The organism is Streptomonospora halophila (genome assembly GCF_039542725.1).
GTDB classification, from domain to species: Bacteria; Actinomycetota; Actinomycetes; order Streptosporangiales; family Streptosporangiaceae; genus Streptomonospora; species Streptomonospora halophila.
The window spans coordinates 223857-245486 of record NZ_BAABIK010000004.1; the positions used below are offsets into that span (position 1 = coordinate 223857).

Genomic DNA, 21630 nt, shown 5'->3' on the forward strand with positions numbered 1-21630 from the left:
GCACGCGCCCAGCGCCGCCGCGAGCCGTCCCGGAGTGCCCCAGCGGGAGCTCCAGCCGGCGAGGGGCTTCACGCGGAAGAGTGAGGCTTTTGTCGGCTTCTCGCAAAGAAAATGAAACAGGCCTGTAGGCTCTGCGAACACGCAGGTCACTCAGTATGCTCCCCGCGCCCGCGGGGATGGTCCCGACCGGGCCGAACTGGCCGCCGAAGTGCAGCAATGCTCCCCGCGCCCGCGGGGATGGTCCCAACCCCGTACTGCCCGACCACCGCTGCCCCGTATGCTCCCCGCGTACGCGGGGATGGTCCCAATCCCTGCCACCTTCCCCGCCTGGCAGGCGGCGCCCTCGACCGCTGTCGACGAAGAGCGCAGTTGCGGATCGATGGGGACCGCGGCTTCAGGGACGACTCTCTTCACAAGTTCCGCCGCCCCCGCACCCCGGCGCCGAATTGCTCACTGACAAGCAGACGAGCCGACTGCGGGCTCTGTTCGCCGACGGCCGCCACGTCGAGGCCGAAGCAACGTAGGGGATCTACCCGCTTTTGTGGGGATCGGCGGGCATGAGCGGGGTCGGCAGGGCCCACTCGGCATCGGTGAGTTCGAAAGGACCGGACACGGCCGTCGAGTGTGCCGGTGCGGGCCCTGCTCCGCTGCCGATTCCAAGAAGCAGTGCCTAGCTAGGCCTCCAGGTGCAGTCCGGCGTCCATGCTCGCGAAGGCCCGCCGCACGCAGGCGGGCAGCTCGCCCGGGTCGCAGTCGGGCAGCCACTCATCGAGCGCGCAGCGCCATGCGGCCACGGCGAACTCGATCAGCAGCCGCAGCTCAAGGCTGTCGGCGGTACCGAGCCGGTCGGCGATCCGGGTCTGCATCTCGGCGCAGTGCCGCAGGGAGTGGCCCTCCAGTGCGGCGGAGCGGGCGACCAGGCGCAGCGTCGGCGCGAAGCGGCGGTACCAGTCGCCGTCCATGCGCTCCACGGTCGCCAGCATCGCGTCGCGCAGGACGTCGACCAGCCGCCCGGATTTCGGGGTTTCGTCCAAGACGTCCAGGTAGGCGCTCCAGAGCTGCTTGAGGGCGGTGAGCGCCACGTCCTCCTTCGACCGAAAGTTGCGGAAGAAGGTGCGCCGCGACACCTCGACCTCGTCGAGCAGCGCGTCCAGCGGCGTCTCGTCGAATCCGCGCTCGGTGAACAGCGTCACGGCGGTCTCGGCGAGGACCCTGCGGGTGCGCTGCTTCTTGCGTTCGCGGAGGGTGGCGGGCTGCGGGGCGGTCGTCATCGACCCCAGTCTAACGTGTGCGCGCCGATTGAGCATATGCTTCTATGGAGCAAACGCCACACTGTGGCATTTCAATGCTGTCCCGACCGGAAGGAGCGCGACCGTGCGCGCACTCGTCGTCGACCACGCCGCCGAGGGCCATCTGGCCCGCACCGAGGTGGCCGACCCCCGTCCTGCCCCGCACGAGGTGCTGGTGCGCGTCGAGGCCGTCTCGTTGAACTACGGGGAGGTCGCCGAGGCGGCCTCGCTCGACCGGCCGGACGGCACCCCGGTCGGCTGGGACGCCGCCGGCGTGGTCGTCCGGGCGGCGGCCGACGGGTCGGGACCGGCTGAGGGGACCCGGGTCACCACGCTCGGTGAGGCCGGTTGGGCCGAGCTCCGGGCCGTGCCCGCGTCCTTGCTGGGCGCTGTGCCCGAGGGGGCCGATCCCGGCGCCGCCAGCACCGTCCCGGTCGCGGGCCTGAGTGCCCTGCACGTGCTGCGCCGCACGGGTTCGCTGCTGGGCCGCCGGGTTATGGTCACCGGCGCCTCCGGTGGCGTGGGCCGCTACGCGGTGCAGCTCGCCGCCCGCGCGGGTGGGGAGGTGGTGGCGATCAGTCGGGACCCCGCCCGCGCTGACGAGCTTCGGGGGCTCGGCGCCCACGAGGTCCGCGCCGAGCCGGCCGCCGTCGAACGGCCGGTCTTCGCGGTGCTCGACGCTGTCGGCGGCCGTTACCTGGTCGACGCGTTCGCGGCGCTGCAGGCCGGGGGAGTGCTGGTCAGCGTGGGGCGCTCCGCCGAAGAGGACGCGGTACTGGCGCCCGAGGCCCTGCAGGGCGCCGGCGGGGGGCACGACCGGTCGATCAGGACGTTCTTCCTCTACGGCGACCCGGCGGTCGACTTCTCCGCCGACCTGTCCTGGCTGGCGGCGGAGGTGGCCGCGGGCCGACTCGATCCGGGGATCAGCTGGCGAGGCCCGTGGACGCGCTTCGCCGAGGCGGCGGGCGCCCTGCTGGAGGGGCGGTTGCACGGCAAGGCGGTGCTGGAGGTCGGCTGAGCGCGGCGGGCGGCGCCTGCATTCCGGTCACACCGGCGGAGGGTCGGGCGACGGCGGGGGAGGCCGATGGGTTCGGCCTCCCCCGCCGTTCTCCGCGCCGTTCGCCGGCCCAGGGGAGGGGGTGCCGGGCCGGCCCCGCGGCGGTGGACGGGAGTGGGACCTGCGCTCTGGGAGCGCTCCCACGAATGTAGGCAGCGGAGCGTCGGCTGTCAACGGGTGCAACCGCCCCCATTCGCCCCCGCGGCGGCCAGCCGACCCCGGCGGGCCGCGAACGCGCCGCGGCTCACTCGCCGGGCCAGTCGGCGTAGCGGATGCGGCGCAGCGAGGTCACCTCGCCGAGCGTGCCCCACTCGTCCTTGCCCAGCCGCGCTATCGGCCGCAGCAGGCTGATCTCCGGGTGCCCCTGCGCCAGCACGGACTCCTCGACCGCGGCGTGCACCACTTCCCCGAAGACGACCGTGGAGTCGCCCAGGCACAGTGTCGAGTGCAGACGGCACTCCAGCGCGGCGGGGGAGTCGGCAACCCGCGGGGGCGTGACCACCGCACTTGGCTCGCGGCGCACGCCCACCGCGTCGAACTCGCTGACCTCCGGCGGGAAGTCGGTCGCGGTCGCGTTGATCTCGCGCTGCAGCCACTCCGGCGCGAGGTTGACCACGAACTCGCGGGTCTGCTCCACGTTGCGCAGGTGGTCCTTGCGCCCGACGGAGGTGAACTGCACGATCGGCGGACTCGCGCACGCCACGGTGAAGAAGGAGTGCGGCGCGAGGTTGTCGACGCCGGCGGCCGAGACCGTCGAGACCCACGCGATGGGCCGCGGCACGACGGTCGCCGTCAGCAGCCGGTAGAAGTCCGGGCCGGCGGTGGACCGGGGGTCGAAGTCGACGCGCATGGACCGCAGTATCCACCCAACGCCCTCGTAGGCCCAATCCGGCCGGGCACCGTGCCGGGGACAGCCTCGGCGGAGGGGAGCGCCCGTCAGCCGAGGCGGGCGACGCCGGTGAGCAGGTGCGCCGGCGAGCAGGGGCGCCGAGCCCCGCGTCGACGCCTGCGGCCACCCGCGGGCACGCGGTGCCGTCGAAGGGGCATACTGCCCGCATGGAGTTGATCACGTCCGCCGATGTGGCCGCCGCCGAGGAGCGCTTGGCCGGGATCACCGTGCGCACGCCGCTGGTGCCCTGTGAATGGGCGCCCGGGGAACTGCTGGTGAAGCCGGAGAACCTGCAGCCGGTCGGCGCCTTCAAGATCCGCGGCGCCGCCAACGCGCTCGCCCGGCTCGTCCCCGAGCGGAGGCGGTCGGGCGTGATCACGCACTCCTCGGGCAACCACGGCCAGGCTCTGGCCTACGCGGCCCGCGCGCACGGCGTCCGCTGCGTTGTGGTCGTGCCCGCAGGCGCGCCGCGGGTCAAGGTGGACGCGATGCACCGCTTCGGTGCCGAGACCGTGGAGGTGGAGCCCGCCCGGCGCGCCGAGACGGCGCGCGGGCTCGCCGACGAGCAGGGGCTGACGCTGGTGCCGCCGTTCGACCACCCCGACGTGATCGCGGGCCAGGGAACGGTCGGCAGCGAGATCGCCGCCGACCGGCCCGACGTCGAGGCGGTGCTGGTGCCGGTGGGCGGCGGCGGGCTCGCCGCCGGGGTGGCCACCGCCGTCAAGGCCCGGTGCCCCGGCGCGGCGGTGATAGGCGTCGAACCCGAGCTGGCCGCCGACGCCAAGGAGAGCCTGGAAAGCGGGCGGCTCGTGACGTGGCCGCCGGAGCGCACCGGGCGCACCGTCGCCGACGGTGTGCGGGTCGGGCCCTCCGAGTTGACGTTCGCGCACCTGCGCGCACGGCTGGACGGGATCGTCACGGTGACCGAGGAGGAGATCCTGGCCGCTGTCGGCGCGCTCGCGCGCAGCGCCCGCCTGGTGGCCGAGCCCAGCGGTGCGGTCGCCACGGCCGCCTACCTGGCGGGCCGCACGCCGCCCGGGCGCACGGTCGCGGTGATCTCGGGCGGCAACGTGATGCCCGATGTGCTGGCGCGCGCGGTCGCCGCCGAGGGCTGAGCCCCGGCGGCGCCCCGCCCCCTTCCGGCCTTCGCCCGCCGCGCCGGCGCGGCACCGCGGGTTCAGGCGGGCTGGTGCGCGTGCGGTCGGCGCCGGGACCGGGCGTCCCCGCCCGCCCGCTCGCCCCGGGCGCCCGCAACGGCGGGCGCGGGCGCCTCCTCCGGCGCTCCGACCCCCGCGCGCTCGTCGAGGCGGCGCTCGCGCGCGTCGTAGGCGATGTACGCCACTGCGCCGAGCAGGATAAGCCCGATCCCGGCCAGGATCACGACGAGTCCGGTCATGAGGAGTTCGTTGTCGACCACGCGGGCACCTCCGCTGCTCGATCGGCCATGACGCCTTCCGCGGTCGATGGTAATCGCCGTTAACGAAAGTTTCTGCTGTTTCCGTGCGTGAGTCGCGCCATAATCCCCGGCGATTCCGGCCGGAGGCGGCCGGTGTCGACGCCGCCTTCCGGGGAAGAACTGACCCCAGCGTGCGGAACGCGCGCCCGGCCGCGCCGCGGCCGTGCACAGAAGGAGGCCCATGGCCACGATCGAGGACGTCGCCGGCGTCATCGGCCGGGGCGGGCACCTCGCCGTCATCTCGACCGTGCGCGCCGACGGCTCGATCCAGTCCACCGTGGTCACCGCCGGGATCGCCGCCCACCCGGTCTCCGGCGAACGGGTGATCGCCTTCACCACCGCCGGCCGCAGCGCCAAGCTCCGCTTCCTGCGGCGCCGTCCGCAGGCCACGATCGTGTTCCAGTCGGGCTACCACTGGGCGTCCGCCGAGGGTGCGGCGGACCTCGTCGGCTACGACGATCCCTACCCCGGCGTCGACGGCGACGGGCTGCGCCGCCTCCTGCGGGAGGTCTTCACCGCCGCCGGAGGCGCACACGACGACTGGGGCGCCTACGACCGCGCGATGGCCGAGCAGCGCCGCAGCGCCGTACTGATCAGACCGGCCCGCATCTTCGCGATGTGACCGGTCCGCGCCCGGTCACGCCCGTACGGCAGGGTCGGGTGCCCGGCGGCGCGGGGCGCCGTGCGAAGCTGATAGCCGCTTTTGTCCGGCATGTCAGAAGGATGTGGGTTGGGGCTACTTCACGAGCTCGACGTCCCCGTGATCGCCGCGCCGATGGCCGGGGGAGTGAGCACCCCTGAACTCGCCGCCGCCGCCAACGCCGCCGGCGGCCTGGGCTTCTTGGCCGCCGGATACCTTTCGGCGGAGGCGATGACCGAGCGGATCGGCCGGCTGCGCGCACTCACCGCGCGCCCGTTCGGGGTGAACGTCTTCGTCCCCGACCGCGACGCCGCCGACCCCCGGGCCCTGTCCGCCTACCGGCAGCGCCTGGCGGCCGACGCCGCGCGCCTGGGCGTGGAGACCGGGCCCGCGCTGTGGGGCGACGACGCCTACCGGGACAAGCTCGCCGCGCTGCGCGCCGACCCCGTGCCGATGGTGAGCTTCACCTTCGGCTGCCCCGCACCGGACGAGATCGCGGCCCTGCGGCGGGCGGGCACCGAGGTGCTGGTCACCGTCACCACGGCCGAGGAGGCCGCGGCCGCGGACGACGCGGGGGCCGCGGCGCTGTGCGTCCAGGGCGCCGAGGCGGGCGGCCACCAGGCCTCGTTCGAGGACACCCACGAGCGCACCACCCCGCTCGCTCAGCTGCTGGCCGAGGTGCGCGGCCGGGTGCGCCTGCCCGTGGTCGCCGCCGGCGGGATAACCGACGCGGCGTCGGCGGGGCGCGCCCTCGCGGGCGGTGCGCTCGCCGCGCAGCTGGGCACCGCGCTGCTGCGCACCCCGGAGAGCGGCGCTTCAGCGGTGCACAAGGACGCCCTGGCCCGGGAGCGCTTCACCCGCACCGTGGTCACCCGCGCCTTCAGCGGGCGCCGGGCGCGCGCCCTGGCGAACCGGTTCGTCGCCGAGCACGGCGGACTGGCGCCCGGCGCCTACCCGCAGGTCCACCACATGACCGCACCCATCCGCGCGGCCGCCGCACGCGCCGCGGACGCCGACACGCTGCACCTGTGGGCGGGGACGGGCTTCCGCTCCGCGTCGGAGCTGCCGACCGCCCGCGTCGTCGCCGGCGTCGCAGCCGGACTCTAGATGCGATGTCCCGGCACGTGGGTACCAGCCGACACGCCCCAACAGGGATTGACCACAAGGAGGGCCTCCTGATCCCGGTGTGGATTGCGACATCTACGCCGATGCTCAGGAGGCCCTCGTGTGCCACCGCAACGCCCCTCTGACCCCCACCGGCAGACTCCGCCCGGCGCGCTGCCGGGATCGGCTGCCGCACTCCCGCCGGCCGCGTTACCAATCCCCGGAACACCACATCCGGCCGCTGTCGCGCGGGCATCAGCGCTCGCCGGTGCACGCGTGTGCCGGGGCGGCGGTCCGCCGACCGCGCGCGGCGGCCCGCGTCCGCGGCGGGGTCCTCAGTCCTCCTCGGCCGCGGCCAGGTGCTCCAGCAGCGGCGGGATCGTCCGCTCGGCCGCCTCTTCGGGGAGCCAGTGCGAGAACCCCTCCAGCTCGATGTAGCGGTACGGTGCGGCGACCCACTCGCCGGTCCCGCGGGCGGCCCGGGCGGTGAACGCCAGGTCGCGGGTGCCCCACACGTACAGCGTGGGCACGCTGATCGCCGGTGCCTCGGTGGAGCCGCCGTCCAGCCCCAGGGCGCGATACCAGTTCAGCGCCGCCGTGAGCGCGCCCGCCTGTACGAGGCGGCCGACGTTGTCGGCGACCAGGTCCTCGGGCACCCGGCCCTCGTAGATGCCGACCAGGGCGGCGGCGTCGTTGTCGAGCAGCGACTCCTCCGCTGCGCCGGGGGTCTGGAACAGCCGGATGTAGGACAGCGCCTCGCGCTGCTCGGGCGAGGCGGCCGTGGCCTCCGCCAGCGCGGCCGGGTGCGGCGTCGACAGCACCGTCAGGCTCGCCACCCGCTCGGCCTGCTGTGCCGCCGCGGGCCAGGCGACCACGCCGCCCCAGTCGTGGCCGACCAGGTGGAAGCGCTCGGCGCCGAGGCCGTCGGCGAAGGCGGCGACGTCGCCCACCAGCTCCGGTACCACGTACTCCTCGGCGTTGAGCGGACGGGCGCCCGGCGAGTAGCCGCGCTGGTCGACCGCGACCGCGCGGTAGCCCGCCTCGGCGGCCGCCGCCATGTGCCGGCGCCAGCACGTGGCGAACTCGGGGAAGCCGTGCAGGAACAGTACGAGCGGCCCGTCGGCCGGTCCGGCCGCCAGCGCGTCGAACTCCAGGTCGCCGCGGCGCAGGGTCAGCGCCTCGGTGTCGGGGGCGAGGATGTCCGCCATGTCTGCCTCCAGCTGGTGGATGGAACCCGGCCCGGGCAAGGCTACTCCGCCCGCCGCTCGGTGCCGGGGCGGTGGTTAGACTCGGTGGCGTCGTCGCGGTGAACGTCCCGGTGCCGGTCGGCCGGACCGGTTCCGGGCGGGCAGGGAGCGCCCCGATGCAGCCGACCGTCGCCTCACCCCGAAGCGCCACCTGGCGCGTGCAGATCGACCGCGCCATGTGGGTGGCGGGCGTGCGCGCGCTCATGCTCCAGGCCCTGCATCCGCTGGCCATGCAGGGGGTCTGGCAGCGCTCGGACTTCATGGACGACCCCACCGGACGGCTGACCCGCACCGCCGACTTCGTCGCCACCACCACCTACGGCAGTCCTGGGGAGGCCGCCGAACTGGGGCGGAGGGTGCGCGCCGTGCACGCCCGGCTGACGTTCACCGACCCCGCCACAGGGCGGGCGCACCGCGTCGACGAGCCCGAGCTGCTGCTGTGGGTGCACTGCGCCGAGGTGGTCTCCTATCTGGAGGTCGTCACGCGCGCGGGCGTGCGGCTGAGCGCGCGCGAGGCCGACTCCTACTTCGCCGAGCAGACCCGGACCGCGGCCCTGGTCGGGCTGGCCCCCGCCGAGGTGCCCGGCTCGGTCGCGCAGATGCGCGCCTACCTGGCGCGCACGCGCCCGCTGCTGCGGGCCACCCCCGAAGCCGCCGCAGCCGTGCGCTTCCTGCTCTGGCCGACGGTGCCCGAGCGGCTCAGGGGGCTGGCGTGGCTGAAGCCGCTGTGGCTGCCGGTGGGCGCGCTGTCCTACTACACCCTGCCCGACTGGGCCCGCCGCGCCTACCGGGTCCTGCCCGAACCGCCCGGTATCGGCGCCGCGACCACCGCCGCGCTGCGTGCGGCGCGCGCCGGACTCGACCACACGCCCACCCCGCTCTACCTGCGCCTGTTCGACCGCGCCACCGTGGAGCGCGCCGTCCGCGCCCGCGAGCGCCTGGCGGCGGCGGGCTACGACGTGCGCGGCGGGTTGGCGGCCCTGACCGACCCCGCCACCTGGCCCGATGGAGAAGGCGCCCACGGGCGAGCGCCCGAGGCGGGACCGGCTGAGGGCGGCGCCGGACCGGCTCGCCCGGTGAGCACGCTCTAGCCGGAACAGCGCCTCCGCCGCCCCATCCGAGCGTGGAATCGGCGCTAGGCTGGCAGTATGCGACGGCGCAAGCGCCGCTATGTCGGGCTGATGACCACCTGTCTGGTGCTTTTCGGCGGGTCGCTCCCCGTCTACTATCTGCTGGGCACCGGCTGGGCGCTGGCGATGTGCGCGGTGGCCATGGTCCTGCCGCCCATCGCGGTCATCGTCGGCAACTCCGCCGACCCCTCCGACCCTGAGGACCGCGACACCCGATACGGGCCCAACGCGCCGCACTGACCCCCGCGCCGCCGCCCGCCCGCCGCGCCCGGGCGCCGCCCGGGCGCGGCAGGCGCGCGCCGCCGGCCGGCGCAACCGGTATCCGGCAGGCCGTGGACGGAGGAGGAGATGGGCGACGCCGAGGCGTCCCTGCGCCGCACGCCGGTGCAGCGCCGCAGCAGGCAGCGGGTCGAGGCCCTGATGGCCGCCGCCGAGGGCGAGTTCGCGCGCGTCGGCTTCGACGGCGCCGGCACCACGGGCATCGCCGCGCGCGCCGGGTGCTCGGTCGGCTCGCTCTACCAGTTCTTCCCGCACAAGGGGGCGCTGCTGGAGGCCGTGGTGCGGCGCCACGGCGCCGAGCTCGACCGGGTCGCCGCCTCCGCCCTGGACGCGGCGGGACCGGGTCCCGCCGCGGTGCACCGCGCGCTGTCCGAGGGAGTCCTCGACTACGCCTCCCGCGCACCGGCGGTGCGGGCGCTGCTGTGCCCGACGTTCGCCTCGCCCGTCCACGCCGAGGCGGCGGCCGGGCTGCAGCAGGCCATGGCCCGGCGCCTGGCGGCCGCCTTCGGCGGCGCCGGGGTCGACCCCGACCGCTGCGCCGCCGCGGCCGCCGTCTACGTCGAGTCCCTGGCCGGCCTGCTGGCGCGGGCCGTCGACGCCGAGGGCGGGCGCGACCCGGTATACGGGCGCGAGCTCGCCGCCGTCCTGGGAGCCTACGCCGACGCGCTGGCGCGGTGATCCGGCCGGAGCCCCGAGGAGGAGGGCGATCCGCCGCCGCGGGCGCGGTCCACAGGCGGCGGATCGGCGCCGGTGCGCGGCACCGCCCGGCCGTAGGATGGAGAAGGGCCGCCACAAGCGGCCCCACCAGCGTCGAGCCGTGACCGGGAGGCACAACCGTGAGTGAACACCACAGCAGCGATCCCAAGGCGGAGGGGGACGGCGCCGCCGAGGCACCGGTGTTCACCCCGCGCAAGAACGGCCAGGCCCAGGGGGTGTCCGAGGAGCTCGCCGCGTGGATGCGCACCGGCTGGGCCGACACCGAGATCCGCGACCCCGAGCCGATCGAGCAGGCCGCCTACACCGCCAAGCGCCGCGCCGCGCTCAGCGCGCGCTTCCCCGGCGAGCGGCTGGTCGTGCCCGCCGGCAACCTCAAGACCCGCTCCAACGACACCGAGTACCCGTTCCGGCCCTCCTGCGACTATGTCTACCTGAGCGGCGACCTCTCCGACGACGGCTGCGTGGTTCTGGAGCCCCGCCCGGGCGGCGGCCACGACGCCACCGTCTACCTGCGCCCCCGCTCCAACCGCGAGAACGGCGAGTTCTGGCTCGACGGGCACGGCGAACTGTGGAGCGGGCGCCGGCACAGCCTCGCCGAGTCCGCCCAGCGCCTGGGCACCGACACCGACGACGTGCGCCGGCTGCCCGAGGTGCTCCGCGACGCCCCGGCGGCTCCGGTGCGCATCCTGCGCGGCCACGACGCCTCCCTGGAGGAGCTGGTCGCCGGCGTGCGCGCCAGCGGCGCCGAGGACGGCGAGGCCGCCGCCGAACGCGACGAGGAACTGGCCGTCGCCCTGCACGACCACCGGCTGGTCAAGGACGAGTGGGAGGTCGCCCAGCTGCAGCGCGCCGTCGACGCCACGGTGCGGGGCTTCGGCGACGTCGCCGCCGCGCTGCCCGAGGCCCGGGCCACCTCCGAGCGCTACATCGAGGGCACGTTCTTCCTGCGCGCCCGCGTCGAGGGCAACGACGTCGGCTACGGCACCATCGCGGCCTCGGGCCCCAACGCCACCACGCTGCACTGGATGCGCAACGACGGCCCGGTGCGCGAGGGCGAGCTGCTGCTGCTCGACGCCGGCGTCGAGACCACCACGCTCTACACCGCCGACATCACCCGCACCCTGCCGGTCTCCGGCCGGTTCGACCCGGTGCAGCGCCGGGTCTACGACCTGGTCTACGCCGCTCAGGAGGCGGCGATCGCGGCCGTCGCGCCGGGGCGCCCCTTCACCGAGTACCACGAGGTCGCCCAGCGCGTCCTGGCCGAAGGGCTGGTCGAGTGGGGCCTGCTCGAAGGCCCGGCCGACCGCGTCGTCGAGCTCGGCCTGCAGCGGCGCTACACCCTGCACGGTACCGGGCACATGCTCGGTCTAGACGTCCACGACTGCGCGCGCTCGCGCACCGAGGTCCACCTCCACGGCGAGCTGCGGCCCGGCACCGTGCTCACGGTCGAGCCGGGGCTGTACTTCCAGCCCGACGACCTCACCGTGCCCGAGGAGCTGCGCGGGATCGGCGTGCGCATCGAGGACGACGTCCTCGTCACCGCCGAGGGCAACCGCGTGCTCTCCGCGGCGCTGCCGCGCACCGCCGACGACGTCGAGGCCTGGCTGGCCGAGCGCCTGCCCCGCGGCTGACCCGCCCGCGCGGTGCCCGCGCCCCCGGGCGGGGCACCGCGCGGTCCCGGCCGCCGAGGCCCGCGGGCCGTCGCGTGCAGCGACGCCTCGCACCGCGCGGCGCGACTTCAGGGGGTCGCCGTACGCCGCGGAGGTCAGGCGTTTTTGTGCGGTAGGCGGGAACCGTGCGGGGGCGCAAGGGCGGGTGCGGGCGGCGGGGTGCGCGGCGGCCTCCGGGCGGTGCCGGGAAGACGCAATGGGGTCACTCCCCGGCCGCGCGGTCGTTGTAGGTCCCGGCCTCCTCCTGGCCGGTCAGCCGCTGGACGGCGGCCATGACCTCGTCGGTGACGAGCCGGCGCGCCCGCCCGGTCCTGAGGTCGCCGTAGCCCGCGGAGAAGTCCAGCGGCGCCCCGAAGCGCACGGTGACGGGCGCGATGCGGGGAAGGCGGGCGCCGATCGGCTGGACGCGCTCGGTGCCGGCCAGCCCCACCGGTACGACGGGTGCACCCGAGGTCAGCGCGAGGTGGGCCACGCCGGTGCGGCCGCGGTAGAGCCGCCCGTCGGGCGAGCGGGTGCCTTCCGGGTAGATCGAGAACACTCCGCCGTCCTTGAGCCAGCGCAGCCCGATCTCCAGCGCCTCCAGCGCGCCGCCGCTCCTGCCGCGCTCCACCGGGACGGCGCCCAGCGAGGTGAAGGCCGCCCGCGACATCCGGCCCCGCACGCCGGTGCCCGAGAAGTACTCGGCCTTGGCCAGGAACCGGATGCGGCGCGGCACCGCCAGTGGAATGACGACGCTGTCGCAGAAGGAGAGGTGGTTGGCGGCCAGGATGACCGGGCCGGAGGCGGGGATGTGCTCCAGGCCTTCGATGGTCGGCCGGTAGAGCACGCGGCCCACCCGTGAGCCGACGGTGCGCGCGGTGTCGTAGAGCACGATGCCCCCCTCCGAGCGCGGGCGCGGCGCACCGCCCGATCCGACGCGTCCCCCGCCCCTGCGTACGCCCGGCGGTCCCCGACGCGGTCAGGTTATCGGAGGCCGGAGCGGCCGGTGCGGGCGGACCCCGTCTCCCGCACCGCCGGAGGGCGGGTCGGCCTCCGCCGCGGGCGGCGGTGCGCCGCCGCCCGCACCGCCGGGCGCCCGGTGCCCCTGCGCGGCGGCGGGGGCGGCGAGGAGGCGGGGCGGCCTACCCCTCGGGAGTCCAGGAGGCGTTGGCGCCGCAGACCACCAGGCAGGTGTGCTCGCCGGGGAGTCGGTCGGCCAGCCACGCGGCGAAGGGGACGGCGGCGGCGGGCTCGGCGGCGATGCGGAACTCCTCCCACAGCCGGTCGCGCGCCGCGGTGATCTCGGCGTCGGTCACCAGTGCGGTGCCCACGGGGTGCGCGCCCAGCACGGCGAAGGGCACGTCGCCCACCCGCGCCGCGCCCAGCGCCGAGGAGGCGACCGAGTCGACGGGCGTGTCCACCGGCTCGCCCGCTGCCAGCGCGGCGTGCAGGCTGCGGCAGCCCTCGGGCTCGACGCCGGTCACGCGGAGGCCGGCCGCGCCCAGGCGAACGCCCGCCACCAGGCCGGCGCCTCCCACGGCCACCGCGACGCTGTCGCACTCGGGCGCGTCGACGGCGATCTCGTGGCCGATGGTGCCCTGGCCGGCGACCACGTCGGGGTCGTCGTAGGCGTGCAGGTAGCGCAGCCCTTCGGCGCCGGCGCGGGCGCGCGCCGCCTCGGCCGCCTCGGCGTAGTGGGCGCCGGTGCGGACCAGCTCCGCGCCGGAGGCCTCCAGGCGGCGCGCCTTGGCCTCGGGAACGGTCTCGGGCACGTACACCAGCGCCTCGGCGCCCAGCATCCGTGCAGCGGCCGCCACACCGAGGCCGTGGTTGCCGCCCGAGGCGGTCACCACCCGCTCCGGTGCGCCGGCGGCCAGCATCGCGTTGAGCGCGCCCCGGAGCTTGAAGGCGCCGGTGATCTGCAGGTGCTCCAGCTTCAGGGAGAGCGGGCGCCCGTCCACGCGCGTGCTCAGTACCGGCGTGCGCCGCGCATAGGGTGCGATGCGCTCGGCCGCCGCGGCGACGTCGGCGGCGGTGGGCAGGGAGGTCGTGGCTGTCATGCCTCCACACTGCCCTGTCGCGTGCTTAAGTTGAAGTTGCGGTTGCTTACGATGATTAAGCACGGCTTTGGTTCCGGGGGCAGGGGGTGGTCCGGTGCTGGACGCCGACCGGGTGCGCGTGCTGGTCGAGGTCGCCCACGCGGGCTCCATCGCCGCGGCCGCCGAGCGCATGTCCTTCACAGCGCCCGCGCTGTCCCAGCAGCTCACCAAGCTGGAGCGGGAGCTGGGGTGCGCACTGGTGGAGCGCTCGCGGACCGGAGTCCGGCTCACCCGCGCGGGCCGGGTGCTGCTGGCCTACGGGGAGCGGGTCGTCGGCGAGCTGCGCGACGCCGAGGCGGCGGTGCGCGCCGCCGCCGGCGAGGCGCAGGTGCGGCTCTCGCTGGGCGCCTTCGCCAGCGCGGGCCGGCTGCTGGTGCCGGGCGCGCTGGCCGCGTTCGGGCAGGCCCACCCGCAGGTGCGGCTGTCGCTGTCGGACGTCGAGCCGCCCGACGGCTACGGGCTGGTGACCTCCGGCGAGCTCGACCTGCTCATCACGCACCGCTACCCGGGGGTGCAGCCTCCCGCCTCGACCGGGCTGCACCGCGAGCGCATCCTGGTCGACCCGCTGCTGCTGGTGCTGCCCGAAGGCCACCCGGCGGCAGGCACCGCGCCGCGCCTGGCCGATCTGACCGACCAGGAATGGATCTGCGGCGCGCCCGGCATCTCCAACCGCGTCGCGCTTGAGGCGGCGGCCGCCGACGAGGGGGTGCGCCTGCAGGTCGCCTATGAGACCCGCGACTACGAGGTGATGCTGGCGCTGATCCGTGCGGGCGTGGGCATCGGCCTGGTGCCGCGGATGATCCTGGACGCCGCGCCCGGCGGCGGCTGGGTGGCGGCGCCGCCCGGCGGCGCGGCGCTGGAGCGCGAGATCTCCATCGTGCACCGGCGCCGGCCGCCGGCACCGGTGCCGGCCATGGTGGATATGCTGCGCCGCTCGGCGCGGCGCCCGCCGTACTGACCGAGGCCCCGGGCCGCGCCGGCGCGCCCGGGGGCCGCCCGCTCCGCCGCCTGCCACCAGCGATGTGACCGAGCAGCGCAAGCAGGCCCCGCACCTGCTCCACGTCCAGCGGGCCGCACCGGGGCCGGTCCCGATCGTGTGCAACCTTCGCCGGCGCCGGCACCGGCGAAGGGGTCGGGGCCGCGATCGCGGGGCCGGGCCACACCGTCGTGCGCCCGGCTCGGGAGTCGGAGAAGAAGCGCGGGCCGACCCACGGTACTTCCCGGACTGACTGCGCCGGAGCATCGAGGCGATCATCCGGACGTTGAAGAACCAGCCCGGGCCGGAACGCCACGCCGCGCGCACCGCCGAGGGCCTGTGGGTGCGGGTATGCCGGCGTATCTGCGCACTCAACGCCGCGATCCGGCACCCGACGCGCCGACGCCGCCTGCGCGGTGTCAGCTCCCGGACGCGCCGACCGGCACCGTCGCCCGCCGTTCGAGCGCGAGCGCCGCCGCCTCCAGCACCGCGACCACCTCGTGGCCGAATCCGATGCCGCAGGGGTCGGCGGGGGCGTCCGGGCCCTGCTCGGCGGCGGCCAGCAGCCGATCGATCGCCGCGGAGAACGCGGGCACCGGGCCCAGCTCGGCCTCGGGAAGGTGCGCCACGCCGTTCTCGCCGTGGAAGAGGAACTCCTTGCGGCCCCCCGCGGGCGGGGCCTCCAGGGTGAGCGCCAGCGAGCTGACGCCTCCGCCGCGGTGGCCCAGCAGCAGGTGGGTGGTCCTGCGCGGCCCCGCCACGGCGGTGACCTCCTCGACCGGCCCCATCACCGGCAGCAGCACCGACAGGGCGTGCGGGCCGATGTCCCACAGAGCGCCGCGCTCCCGGCGCCACGGCGACTCGGCATAGGGGCTGTCCGTGCTGAGCGCCGACGCCAGCATCACCCCCTGGGCGCCGTCCCAGCGCCCGGCCGCGGCGGTCTCGCGCAGGAAGTCCTCGACGCCCGGCGAGAAGCGCATGGTGAAGAAGACGACGCTCGCCAGCCCCCGGCGCCCGGCCTCGGCCGCGACGGCGCCGGAGGCCTCGGTGGTGAAGGCCACCGGCTTGTCCAGCAGCAGGTGGCGGCCCGCCCGCGCGGCACGCAGCGCGGCCTCGGCCTGCACGTCCGGCGGCAGCGCGATCGCCACGGCGTCGACGTCGGCGAAGAGGGCCTCGGAGTCGGAGTAGGCGGCCACGCCGTAGCGGTCGGCCAGGGCCCGCGTCCGCTCGGCGCTGCGTCCCCACACGCCGACGAACTCGGCGCCGGGGTGGGCGGCCAGCGCCGCGCCCTGCGTCTCGCGTGCCCAGTAGCCCGTGCCCAGCAGTCCGATCCTCAACCCCATGCGGCGGTCCCTTCCGGCGGCGGCTCGGTGTCGCGTCCGGCGCCATTCTGCCCGGCCCGCGGTCGCGGAGACACAGCGGGGCGGCCGGGTGCGCCGCGGCCCCGCAACCGGCCGCGGCTCCCGGCCGCCCCGTCCCCTGTGATGGGGCCCGGCCTACTTACTTGACCGCGCCCATGGACAGGCCGCGCACGAGCTGGCGCTGGGCCATCCAGCCGATGATCACGATCGGCAGCGACGCCAGGGTGGCCGCGGCCGCCAACTGCGCCCAGTAGAGCCCTTCACTGGTGATGAACCCGACCAGGAACACCGGCACGGTGGCGGCCTGCGAGGCCGTCAGGTTCACCGCGAAGAAGAACTCGTTCCAGGAGAAGATCATGCAGATCAGCGCCGTCGCGGCGACACCGGGGGCCATGATCGGCAGCATCACCGACCACAGCACCCGCGGCAGGCTCGCGCCCTCCATCCGCGCGGCCTCGACCACGCCCGAGGGGACCTCCAGGAAGAACGAGCGCATCATCCACACCGCGATCGGCAGGTTCATCGCGGTGTAGAGCACCACCAGCGTCCAGATGCTGTCCAGCATGGCGACCTCGGCCGCGGCGACGTAGATCGGCACGATCACGGCCACCACCGGCAGCATCTTGGTGGAGATGAAGAAGAACAGCACGTCCTTGGTGCGCTTGACCGGGCGGATCGACAGCGCGTAGGCGGCGGGCGTGCCCAGCAGCAGCACCAGCGCCGTGGAGGCCAGGGTCGCGATCAGCGAGTTGGCCAGGTACGGCAGGAAGTCGGAGTCGATGACGCCGGCGATCTGGTCCAGCGTCGGCTGGAAGAACAGCGTCGGGGGATCGGTCTGGGCGATGGCCTCGCTCTTGAAGGAGGTCAGCACCAGCCACAGGGCCGGTGAGACGAACACCAGGGCGATGGCCCAGGTCAGCGTCGTCAGCGCGGCTCCGCCGACGCCGCCGCGCCGCCGGGCGCGCGCCGCCGCCGGGCGCGGGTTCGGTGCGGCGGCCGCGCTGGATCGGGGTGCGGGGGCGGTGGCGGTCACGAGTTCGCCTCCTGATCGGACATGAACGTGCGGAAGATCAGCCGCAGCGCGAGCATCGCCACGGCGATGGTGCCGATCACCACGACGACGCCCATCGCCGCCGACTGGCCGATGTCGAACCCGAGGAAGGTCCGCTGGTAGATGTAGAACGGCAGGTTCGCGCTGGCGGTACCGGGCCCGCCCTGGGTCATCATGTAGATCGTGTCGAAGGTGTTGACCACGTAGATCGACCCCAGCAGCACGCCCAGCTCGATGTAGCGCCGCAGGTGCGGCAGCGTGATGTTGGTGAACATCTGCCACTTGCTCGCGCCGTCGACCTGGCCCGCCTCGATGACGTCGCCGCCCTGGCTCTGCAGCCCGGCCAGCACCAGCAGCATCATGAAGGGGCTCCACTGCCACACCAGTGCGGTGACCACCGACACCACCGGGAACTGCGACACCCAGTCGACGTCGCCGAGCCCGAAGGGCGTGAGCACGAACCCGACCAGCCCGAAGACCGGGTCGAACATGGTGGTCTTCCACAGCAGCGCGGTCGCCACCGGGATGATCAGGAACGGCGTGATCAGCAGGGTTCGCACCACGCCGCGGCCCGCGAACTTGCGGTCCAGCAGCATCGCGAGGCCGATGCCGACCGCCATCGAGATCAGCACGCACGCGGCGGTGATGACGACGGTGTTCAGCGCCGCGCCGAGGAACTGCGCGTCGGTCAGTACCGCGGCGTAGTTGGCCAGGCCCGTGAAGCTCCGCGACCCGGGGCGCACGAGGTTCCACGACTGCAGCGAGTAGAAGATGGTGAACAGGAACGGCAGCTGGGTGACCAGGATCGTGAAGATCAGCGCCGGCAGCAGCGGGGCGCGCAGCGACCAGCCGCGGGCGCGCTCGGCGCGCTTGGCGGACCGGGCGGCGGGCACGGGCCGCTGAGGGGCGGGGGCGGTGGCGGTCGCGCTCATCGCGGCAGCCTCCCCCGGACGGTGCGCGCCGCCCGCCGGCGGCGTCGTGGAATGCTCACTGTGCCTCCTTGTAGCTGTCGCCGACCGACTGCGCGTACTGCTGGCTCTGCGCCAGCGCCTCGTCGACGCTGATCTGCCCGGCGATCGCCGCGCTGAGCTGCTGGCTCACCCGCGTGCCCAAGTCCTGGAACTCGGGGATGGCCAGGAACCCGATGCCGGTGTAGGGCACGGGCCGGGTGCCCGGGTTCTTGGGGTCGGCGTTCTCGATGCCTTCGCGCATCGGTTCGGCGTAGGCCGACGCGGCCTCCTGGTACTCGGGGTTCTCGAAGGTCGAGACCCGGCTGCCCGGCGGAACGCGCTGCCAGCCGTACTCCTCGCCGACCATGCGGATGTACTCCTTGTCGGTCATCCAGGACAGAAAGTCCCAGGCGGCGTCCTTGTGCTGCGAGGAGGCGGGGATGGCCAGCGACCACGTGTAGAGCCAGCCGCCGTAGCCGGTCTTCTGCACGGGCGCGGGGGCGTACCCGCTCTTGCCGACGACCTTGCTGGACTCGGGGTCCTCCACGGTGCTGACCATGGCCGTCGCGTCGTACCACATGGCGGCGTTGCCCTGGCTGTAGTGGGTCAGGCAGTCGCCGAACCCGCTGTTGGCCGCGCCGGGCTGGCCGTGCTCGCGCACCAGGTCCACGTAGAACTCCGCGGTGCGGCGGAACTCGGGCGAGGTGAGCTGGGCGTTCCAGTCGCGGTCGTACCAGCGCCCGCCGAAGGTGTTGAGCATGCTGTTGAAGGGCGCGAGCACCTCGCCCCAGCCGGGCAGGCCGCGCAGGCAGATCCCGGCGACGCCCTCCTCGACGCCGTCGAGCTCCGCCGCCAGGTCGGCGACCTCCGACCAGGTGGGGTTCTCCGGCATCTCGACGCCGGCCTTCTCGAACAGGTCCTTGCGGTAGGCCAGGAACGACGACTCGCCGTAGAAGGGCACCGAGTACATGTCGCCCTGGTAGGAGAGGTCCTCGCGGATCGGCTCCAGGAAGTCCTCGTCGTCGTAGCCCTCGGTGGCGTCGATGTGCGGCTGCAGGTTGGCCAGCCACCCGTTCTCGGCCCACATGCGGGTCTCGTAGTTGCTGATCATCACCGCGTCGAACTCGCCGCCGCCGGCGGCGATGGACGTGGTGATCTTGGCGCGGGCCTCGTTCTCCGGCAGCGTGACGAAGCGCAGGTTGACGTCGGGGTGCTCGCGCGCGAAGTCCGCGCGCAGCGAGATGGCGTCCTCCATCTGGGGGTTGGACACGATGGCCACGACCAGCGTGGTGCCGTCGCCGCCCGCGGCGACGGCACCCGCGCCCGCGCAGCCCGATACCAGTGACACTGCGGCGCCTGCGGCGCCCAGTGCCGCGAGCCGCCCGGGGCGGCGTTTCGTGCTCGGCAACGGGTTCTCCTTCTCCACGGTCGAAACTCCGTCTCGTCAGGCCGAGGCGGTGGGCAGGACCTGCACCTTCACACCGGCTCCCGAGCGCATCAGGTCGAGTGCCCCCGGGAACTCGGCCAGCGGCAGGGCGTGGGTGAGCAGCTCGTCCGTGCGCACCCGGCCCGCGGCCAGCAGGTCCAGCGCGGCGCCGTAGCTGTGCAGCACGGCCATGGAGCCGACCACGGTGATCTCGTCGTTGTACATGCGAAACGGCGACAGCGAGACGCGGGCGTCGTCCGGCGCCACGCCGAAGACCAGCAGGCGCCCGCCGCGGCGCAGCGCCCAGAACGCGGCCTCGATCGCCGCGGGAGCGCCGGTGGCGTCGGCCGCGGCGTCGAAGCGCTCGTCGCCGAGGTCGGCGGTGTCCGCGGCGGTGGCGGCGGCGCCCAGCGCCTTGGCCAGCTTCAGCCGCTCGGTGTTGCGGTCGACGACGGTGACCTGCGCGCCGCCCTGCTGCAGGAGCTGCTGCAGCAGCAGGCCCATGGTGCCCGCGCCGAGCAGAAGGAAGCGCTCTCCGGTGTGCACGCCGATGCGTCGCACGCCGTGCACGGCGCATGACAGCGGCTCGATCAGCGCGGCCTCGCGGTCGCCGACGTGCTCGGGCAGGCGGTGGCAGTTGACGGCGGGGGCCGCCACGTACTCGGCGAAGGCGCCGTCGACGGTGTCGCCGATGGCGCCCCAGTTGGCGCACAGGTTGCCGCGCCCGGCCCGGCAGTACTCGCAGTACCCGCAGAACAGGGAGGGGTCCACGGCCACCCGGTCGCCCTCGCGCAGCCCGCCCGGGGCCTGCGGGCCCACGGCCACCACTTCGCCGGCGAACTCGTGGCCGGGCACCAGCGGGTAGGGGCTGGGCGGGAACTCGCCGTCGGCGATGTGCAGGTCGGTGCCGCAGATGCCGCAGGCTCCCACACGCAGCACCACGCCGTCGGCCGCGGGAGTCGGATCGGGCCGTTCCCCCACGGTGACGCTTCCCGGACGTTCGATGATCGCTGCGCGCACTGCCGCTCCTCGTTCACGGACGGTGGGTGTGCGTGATCCGGCACACCGATGGTTGTCTCGCTCACCTGAGCGTTACGATGCTCATGTGATGAAGGACATTCAAAACCCATCCGAAATGCCGTGTCAACGTATGCTTAACGAATGAGCGGAGTAGTGATCAGGTGAGCAGGGTGGCGAGCACCGAGGGCGAGGGCGGCGCCGCGGCGCCCCAGCAGCGGAAATCACCGTTCAAGGGGCCCGCCGAACTGGTGCTGGTCTCCACCGTCGCGCGCCGGTTCTACCTGGACGGGCGCTCGAAGGTGGAGATCGCCGAGGAGTTCGGCGTGAGTCGCTTCAAAGTCGCCCGCGCACTCGACACCGCGCGGGAGAGCGGGATCGTGCGGATCTCCATCCGGGTGCCCGCCCGGATCGACCCCGACCTCTCCGACCGGTTGCGCGCGGCCTTCGGACTGGAGCGCGCCATCGTCGTCGACGGCTCCGAGGACCCGGCCGAGACCCACCGCCAGCTCGGCGCGGTGGCCGCCGACCTGCTGGCCGAGATCGTCGAGGACGACGACGTGCTCGGGTTCGCCTGGGGGCGCACGGTCAACGCCGTCGGCGCCGAGCTGACCCGGCTGGCCCACTGCACGACGGTGCAGCTGGGCGGCGTGGTCTCGCACCGCACCTACGGCGAGGACGCCAGCGAGGGATCGGTCGAGTCGGTGCGGCGGGCGGCCCAGCTCTCCGGCGGCTCCGCCTATCCCATCTACGCGCCGCTGATCCTGCCCGATGCGACCACCGCCCGCGCGCTGCGCTCCGACCCGGGCATCGCGGGGGCGCTGGCCCGCTTCGACCGGCTGACCAAGGCGGTGGTCTCCATCGGCGGCTGGGACGAGCAGAGCTCCACGGTGTACTCGTGCCTGGATCCCGGCCCCCGCGAGGAGCTGCGCGAAAGGGGCGTGCGCGCCGAGATCTCCGCGCAGCTGTTCGACTCCGAGGGGACCCGGGTGCACAGCGAGCTCGACGAGCGGGTACTGGCCATCACCGACGCCCAGCTCGCGCGCGTGCCCGATGTGATCGCGGTGGCCGGCGGCCCCGGCAAGACCGAGGCCATCGGCGTGGTGCTGCGCAGCGGGCTGATATCGACTCTGGTCACCGACGCGGACACGGCACAGGAGCTGCTGGGCTGAGGGCCGCCGCCGGTGCTTAGAACGGCATCGGGCCCGGGGCCGTGCCCCCGCGCGGCCCCGGGCCCGGCCCGGACGCGCGCCGCTACTCGGCCGCGCCGGCCCGGGCGCGGCCGGGCCCGCC

21 protein-coding genes and 2 pseudogenes are annotated in these 21630 nt (G+C 74.7%); 12 read left to right on the forward strand and 11 right to left on the reverse strand.

Going from position 1 to position 21630, the window contains the following annotated elements:
• Nucleotides 1-306: 306 nt before the first annotated feature.
• Nucleotides 307-521, forward strand: a pseudogene (locus ABEA15_RS05680) (ISL3 family transposase); the annotation flags it as partial.
• 153 nt (nt 522-674) lie between these two features.
• Here ABEA15_RS05680 and ABEA15_RS05685 read toward each other — a convergent pair.
• The gene (locus ABEA15_RS05685) at nt 675-1271 is read right to left on the reverse strand and encodes a TetR family transcriptional regulator (protein WP_345555756.1); all 597 of its coding nucleotides are present in this window, start codon (nt 1269-1271) and stop codon (nt 675-677) included.
• Nucleotides 1272-1374: 103 nt separating this feature from the next.
• Here ABEA15_RS05685 and ABEA15_RS05690 point away from each other — a divergent pair, with 103 nt between their 5' ends.
• Complete coding sequence (locus ABEA15_RS05690; protein WP_345555757.1) at nt 1375-2307, forward strand: zinc-binding dehydrogenase; 933 nt, start codon at nt 1375-1377, stop codon at nt 2305-2307.
• 283 nt (nt 2308-2590) lie between these two features.
• On the opposite strand, the gene ABEA15_RS05695 is transcribed toward ABEA15_RS05690, so the two are convergent.
• The gene (locus ABEA15_RS05695) at nt 2591-3196 is read right to left on the reverse strand and encodes a flavin reductase family protein (protein WP_345555758.1); all 606 of its coding nucleotides are present in this window, start codon (nt 3194-3196) and stop codon (nt 2591-2593) included.
• Nucleotides 3197-3402: 206 nt separating this feature from the next.
• Here ABEA15_RS05695 and ABEA15_RS05700 point away from each other — a divergent pair, with 206 nt between their 5' ends.
• The gene (locus tag ABEA15_RS05700; protein ID WP_345555759.1) at nt 3403-4350 is read left to right on the forward strand and encodes a threonine ammonia-lyase; all 948 of its coding nucleotides are present in this window, start codon (nt 3403-3405) and stop codon (nt 4348-4350) included.
• A gap of 62 nt (nt 4351-4412) precedes the next feature.
• Here the strand turns inward: ABEA15_RS05700 and ABEA15_RS05705 are convergent, their stop codons facing one another.
• Nucleotides 4413-4652, reverse strand: a complete 240-nt coding sequence (locus ABEA15_RS05705; protein ID WP_345555760.1) for a hypothetical protein — start codon at nt 4650-4652, stop codon at nt 4413-4415.
• Between the two features lie 220 nt (nt 4653-4872).
• Here ABEA15_RS05705 and ABEA15_RS05710 point away from each other — a divergent pair, with 220 nt between their 5' ends.
• Nucleotides 4873-5313, forward strand: coding sequence for a pyridoxamine 5'-phosphate oxidase family protein (locus tag ABEA15_RS05710; RefSeq protein ID WP_345555761.1), 441 nt, complete (start codon nt 4873-4875; stop codon nt 5311-5313).
• Between the two features lie 90 nt (nt 5314-5403).
• Nucleotides 5404-6438, forward strand: coding sequence for a nitronate monooxygenase (locus ABEA15_RS05715; RefSeq protein ID WP_425579363.1), 1035 nt, complete (start codon nt 5404-5406; stop codon nt 6436-6438).
• Nucleotides 6439-6770: 332 nt separating this feature from the next.
• On the opposite strand, the gene ABEA15_RS05720 is transcribed toward ABEA15_RS05715, so the two are convergent.
• A complete protein-coding gene (locus tag ABEA15_RS05720) occupies nt 6771-7643 on the reverse strand; it encodes an alpha/beta fold hydrolase (protein WP_344143247.1) in 873 nt (290 codons plus the stop codon).
• Between the two features lie 155 nt (nt 7644-7798).
• On the opposite strand from ABEA15_RS05720, the gene ABEA15_RS05725 reads away from it, so the two are divergent.
• From ABEA15_RS05725 to ABEA15_RS05740, 4 genes are all read left to right on the forward strand, one after another.
• The gene (locus tag ABEA15_RS05725) at nt 7799-8773 is read left to right on the forward strand and encodes an oxygenase MpaB family protein (protein WP_345555763.1); all 975 of its coding nucleotides are present in this window, start codon (nt 7799-7801) and stop codon (nt 8771-8773) included.
• 57 nt (nt 8774-8830) lie between these two features.
• A complete protein-coding gene (locus ABEA15_RS05730) occupies nt 8831-9052 on the forward strand; it encodes a DUF3099 domain-containing protein (protein WP_344143245.1) in 222 nt (73 codons plus the stop codon).
• A 108-nt stretch (nt 9053-9160) separates the two neighbouring features.
• Nucleotides 9161-9769 (forward strand): TetR/AcrR family transcriptional regulator, encoded by a 609-nt coding sequence (locus ABEA15_RS05735; protein WP_344143244.1) that lies wholly within the window; start codon nt 9161-9163, stop codon nt 9767-9769.
• Nucleotides 9770-9927: 158 nt separating this feature from the next.
• On the forward strand, nt 9928-11439 hold the full coding sequence (locus ABEA15_RS05740) for an aminopeptidase P family protein (RefSeq protein ID WP_345555764.1): 1512 nt from the start codon (nt 9928-9930) through the stop codon (nt 11437-11439).
• 241 nt (nt 11440-11680) lie between these two features.
• On the opposite strand, the gene ABEA15_RS05745 is transcribed toward ABEA15_RS05740, so the two are convergent.
• Together ABEA15_RS05745 and ABEA15_RS05750 are read right to left on the reverse strand one after the other, a co-directional pair.
• Nucleotides 11681-12349 carry a lysophospholipid acyltransferase family protein gene (locus ABEA15_RS05745; protein WP_345555765.1) on the reverse strand — a complete coding sequence of 223 codons (669 nt, stop codon included), beginning with the start codon at nt 12347-12349 and terminating at the stop codon, nt 11681-11683.
• 250 nt (nt 12350-12599) lie between these two features.
• Entirely contained in the window at nt 12600-13517 is a 918-nt protein-coding gene (locus ABEA15_RS05750) for a threonine/serine dehydratase (protein WP_344143240.1), read from the reverse strand.
• Nucleotides 13518-13611: 94 nt separating this feature from the next.
• Here ABEA15_RS05750 and ABEA15_RS05755 point away from each other — a divergent pair, with 94 nt between their 5' ends.
• Together ABEA15_RS05755 and ABEA15_RS25620 are read left to right on the forward strand one after the other, a co-directional pair.
• Nucleotides 13612-14514: a LysR substrate-binding domain-containing protein gene (locus tag ABEA15_RS05755; protein ID WP_345555766.1), complete on the forward strand. Its 903-nt coding sequence runs from the start codon at nt 13612-13614 to the stop codon at nt 14512-14514.
• A 70-nt stretch (nt 14515-14584) separates the two neighbouring features.
• Nucleotides 14585-14923, forward strand: a pseudogene (locus ABEA15_RS25620) (hypothetical protein); the annotation flags it as partial.
• A gap of 28 nt (nt 14924-14951) precedes the next feature.
• On the opposite strand, the gene ABEA15_RS05760 reads toward ABEA15_RS25620, so the two are convergent.
• The 5 genes from ABEA15_RS05760 to ABEA15_RS05780 all read right to left on the reverse strand — a co-directional run bounded on the left by ABEA15_RS05760 (nt 14952) and on the right by ABEA15_RS05780 (nt 20340).
• Nucleotides 14952-15875: a Gfo/Idh/MocA family protein gene (locus ABEA15_RS05760; RefSeq protein ID WP_345555767.1), complete on the reverse strand. Its 924-nt coding sequence runs from the start codon at nt 15873-15875 to the stop codon at nt 14952-14954.
• Between the two features lie 157 nt (nt 15876-16032).
• Nucleotides 16033-16926: a carbohydrate ABC transporter permease gene (locus tag ABEA15_RS05765; protein WP_344143236.1), complete on the reverse strand. Its 894-nt coding sequence runs from the start codon at nt 16924-16926 to the stop codon at nt 16033-16035.
• Nucleotides 16923-17876, reverse strand: a complete 954-nt coding sequence (locus tag ABEA15_RS05770; protein ID WP_344143235.1) for a carbohydrate ABC transporter permease — start codon at nt 17874-17876, stop codon at nt 16923-16925. The genes ABEA15_RS05765 and ABEA15_RS05770 overlap by 4 nt, the downstream gene beginning before the upstream one ends.
• A 55-nt stretch (nt 17877-17931) precedes the next feature.
• On the reverse strand, nt 17932-19302 hold the full coding sequence (locus ABEA15_RS05775) for an ABC transporter substrate-binding protein (protein WP_386699691.1): 1371 nt from the start codon (nt 19300-19302) through the stop codon (nt 17932-17934).
• Between the two features lie 36 nt (nt 19303-19338).
• On the reverse strand, nt 19339-20340 hold the full coding sequence (locus tag ABEA15_RS05780) for an alcohol dehydrogenase catalytic domain-containing protein (RefSeq protein ID WP_344143234.1): 1002 nt from the start codon (nt 20338-20340) through the stop codon (nt 19339-19341).
• A gap of 245 nt (nt 20341-20585) precedes the next feature.
• On the opposite strand from ABEA15_RS05780, the gene ABEA15_RS05785 reads away from it, so the two are divergent.
• Nucleotides 20586-21509 carry a sugar-binding transcriptional regulator gene (locus tag ABEA15_RS05785; protein ID WP_344143273.1) on the forward strand — a complete coding sequence of 308 codons (924 nt, stop codon included), beginning with the start codon at nt 20586-20588 and terminating at the stop codon, nt 21507-21509.
• Nucleotides 21510-21630: the final 121 nt, after the last annotated feature.

Coding starts and splice junctions, on each gene's coding strand:
- ABEA15_RS05770 (WP_344143235.1), bottom strand. CDS start 17,876: ATGAGCGCGACCGCCACCGCCCCCGCCCCTCAGCGGCCCGTGCCCGCC.
- ABEA15_RS05695 (WP_345555758.1), bottom strand. CDS start 3,196: ATGCGCGTCGACTTCGACCCCCGGTCCACCGCCGGCCCGGACTTCTAC.
- ABEA15_RS05730 (WP_344143245.1), top strand. CDS start 8,831: ATGCGACGGCGCAAGCGCCGCTATGTCGGGCTGATGACCACCTGTCTG.
- ABEA15_RS05735 (WP_344143244.1), top strand. CDS start 9,161: ATGGGCGACGCCGAGGCGTCCCTGCGCCGCACGCCGGTGCAGCGCCGC.
- ABEA15_RS05715 (WP_425579363.1), top strand. CDS start 5,404: ATGTCAGAAGGATGTGGGTTGGGGCTACTTCACGAGCTCGACGTCCCC.
- ABEA15_RS05750 (WP_344143240.1), bottom strand. CDS start 13,517: ATGACAGCCACGACCTCCCTGCCCACCGCCGCCGACGTCGCCGCGGCG.
- ABEA15_RS05725 (WP_345555763.1), top strand. CDS start 7,799: ATGCAGCCGACCGTCGCCTCACCCCGAAGCGCCACCTGGCGCGTGCAG.
- ABEA15_RS05685 (WP_345555756.1), bottom strand. CDS start 1,271: ATGACGACCGCCCCGCAGCCCGCCACCCTCCGCGAACGCAAGAAGCAG.
- ABEA15_RS05700 (WP_345555759.1), top strand. CDS start 3,403: ATGGAGTTGATCACGTCCGCCGATGTGGCCGCCGCCGAGGAGCGCTTG.
- ABEA15_RS05710 (WP_345555761.1), top strand. CDS start 4,873: ATGGCCACGATCGAGGACGTCGCCGGCGTCATCGGCCGGGGCGGGCAC.
- ABEA15_RS05720 (WP_344143247.1), bottom strand. CDS start 7,643: ATGGCGGACATCCTCGCCCCCGACACCGAGGCGCTGACCCTGCGCCGC.
- ABEA15_RS05760 (WP_345555767.1), bottom strand. CDS start 15,875: ATGGGGTTGAGGATCGGACTGCTGGGCACGGGCTACTGGGCACGCGAG.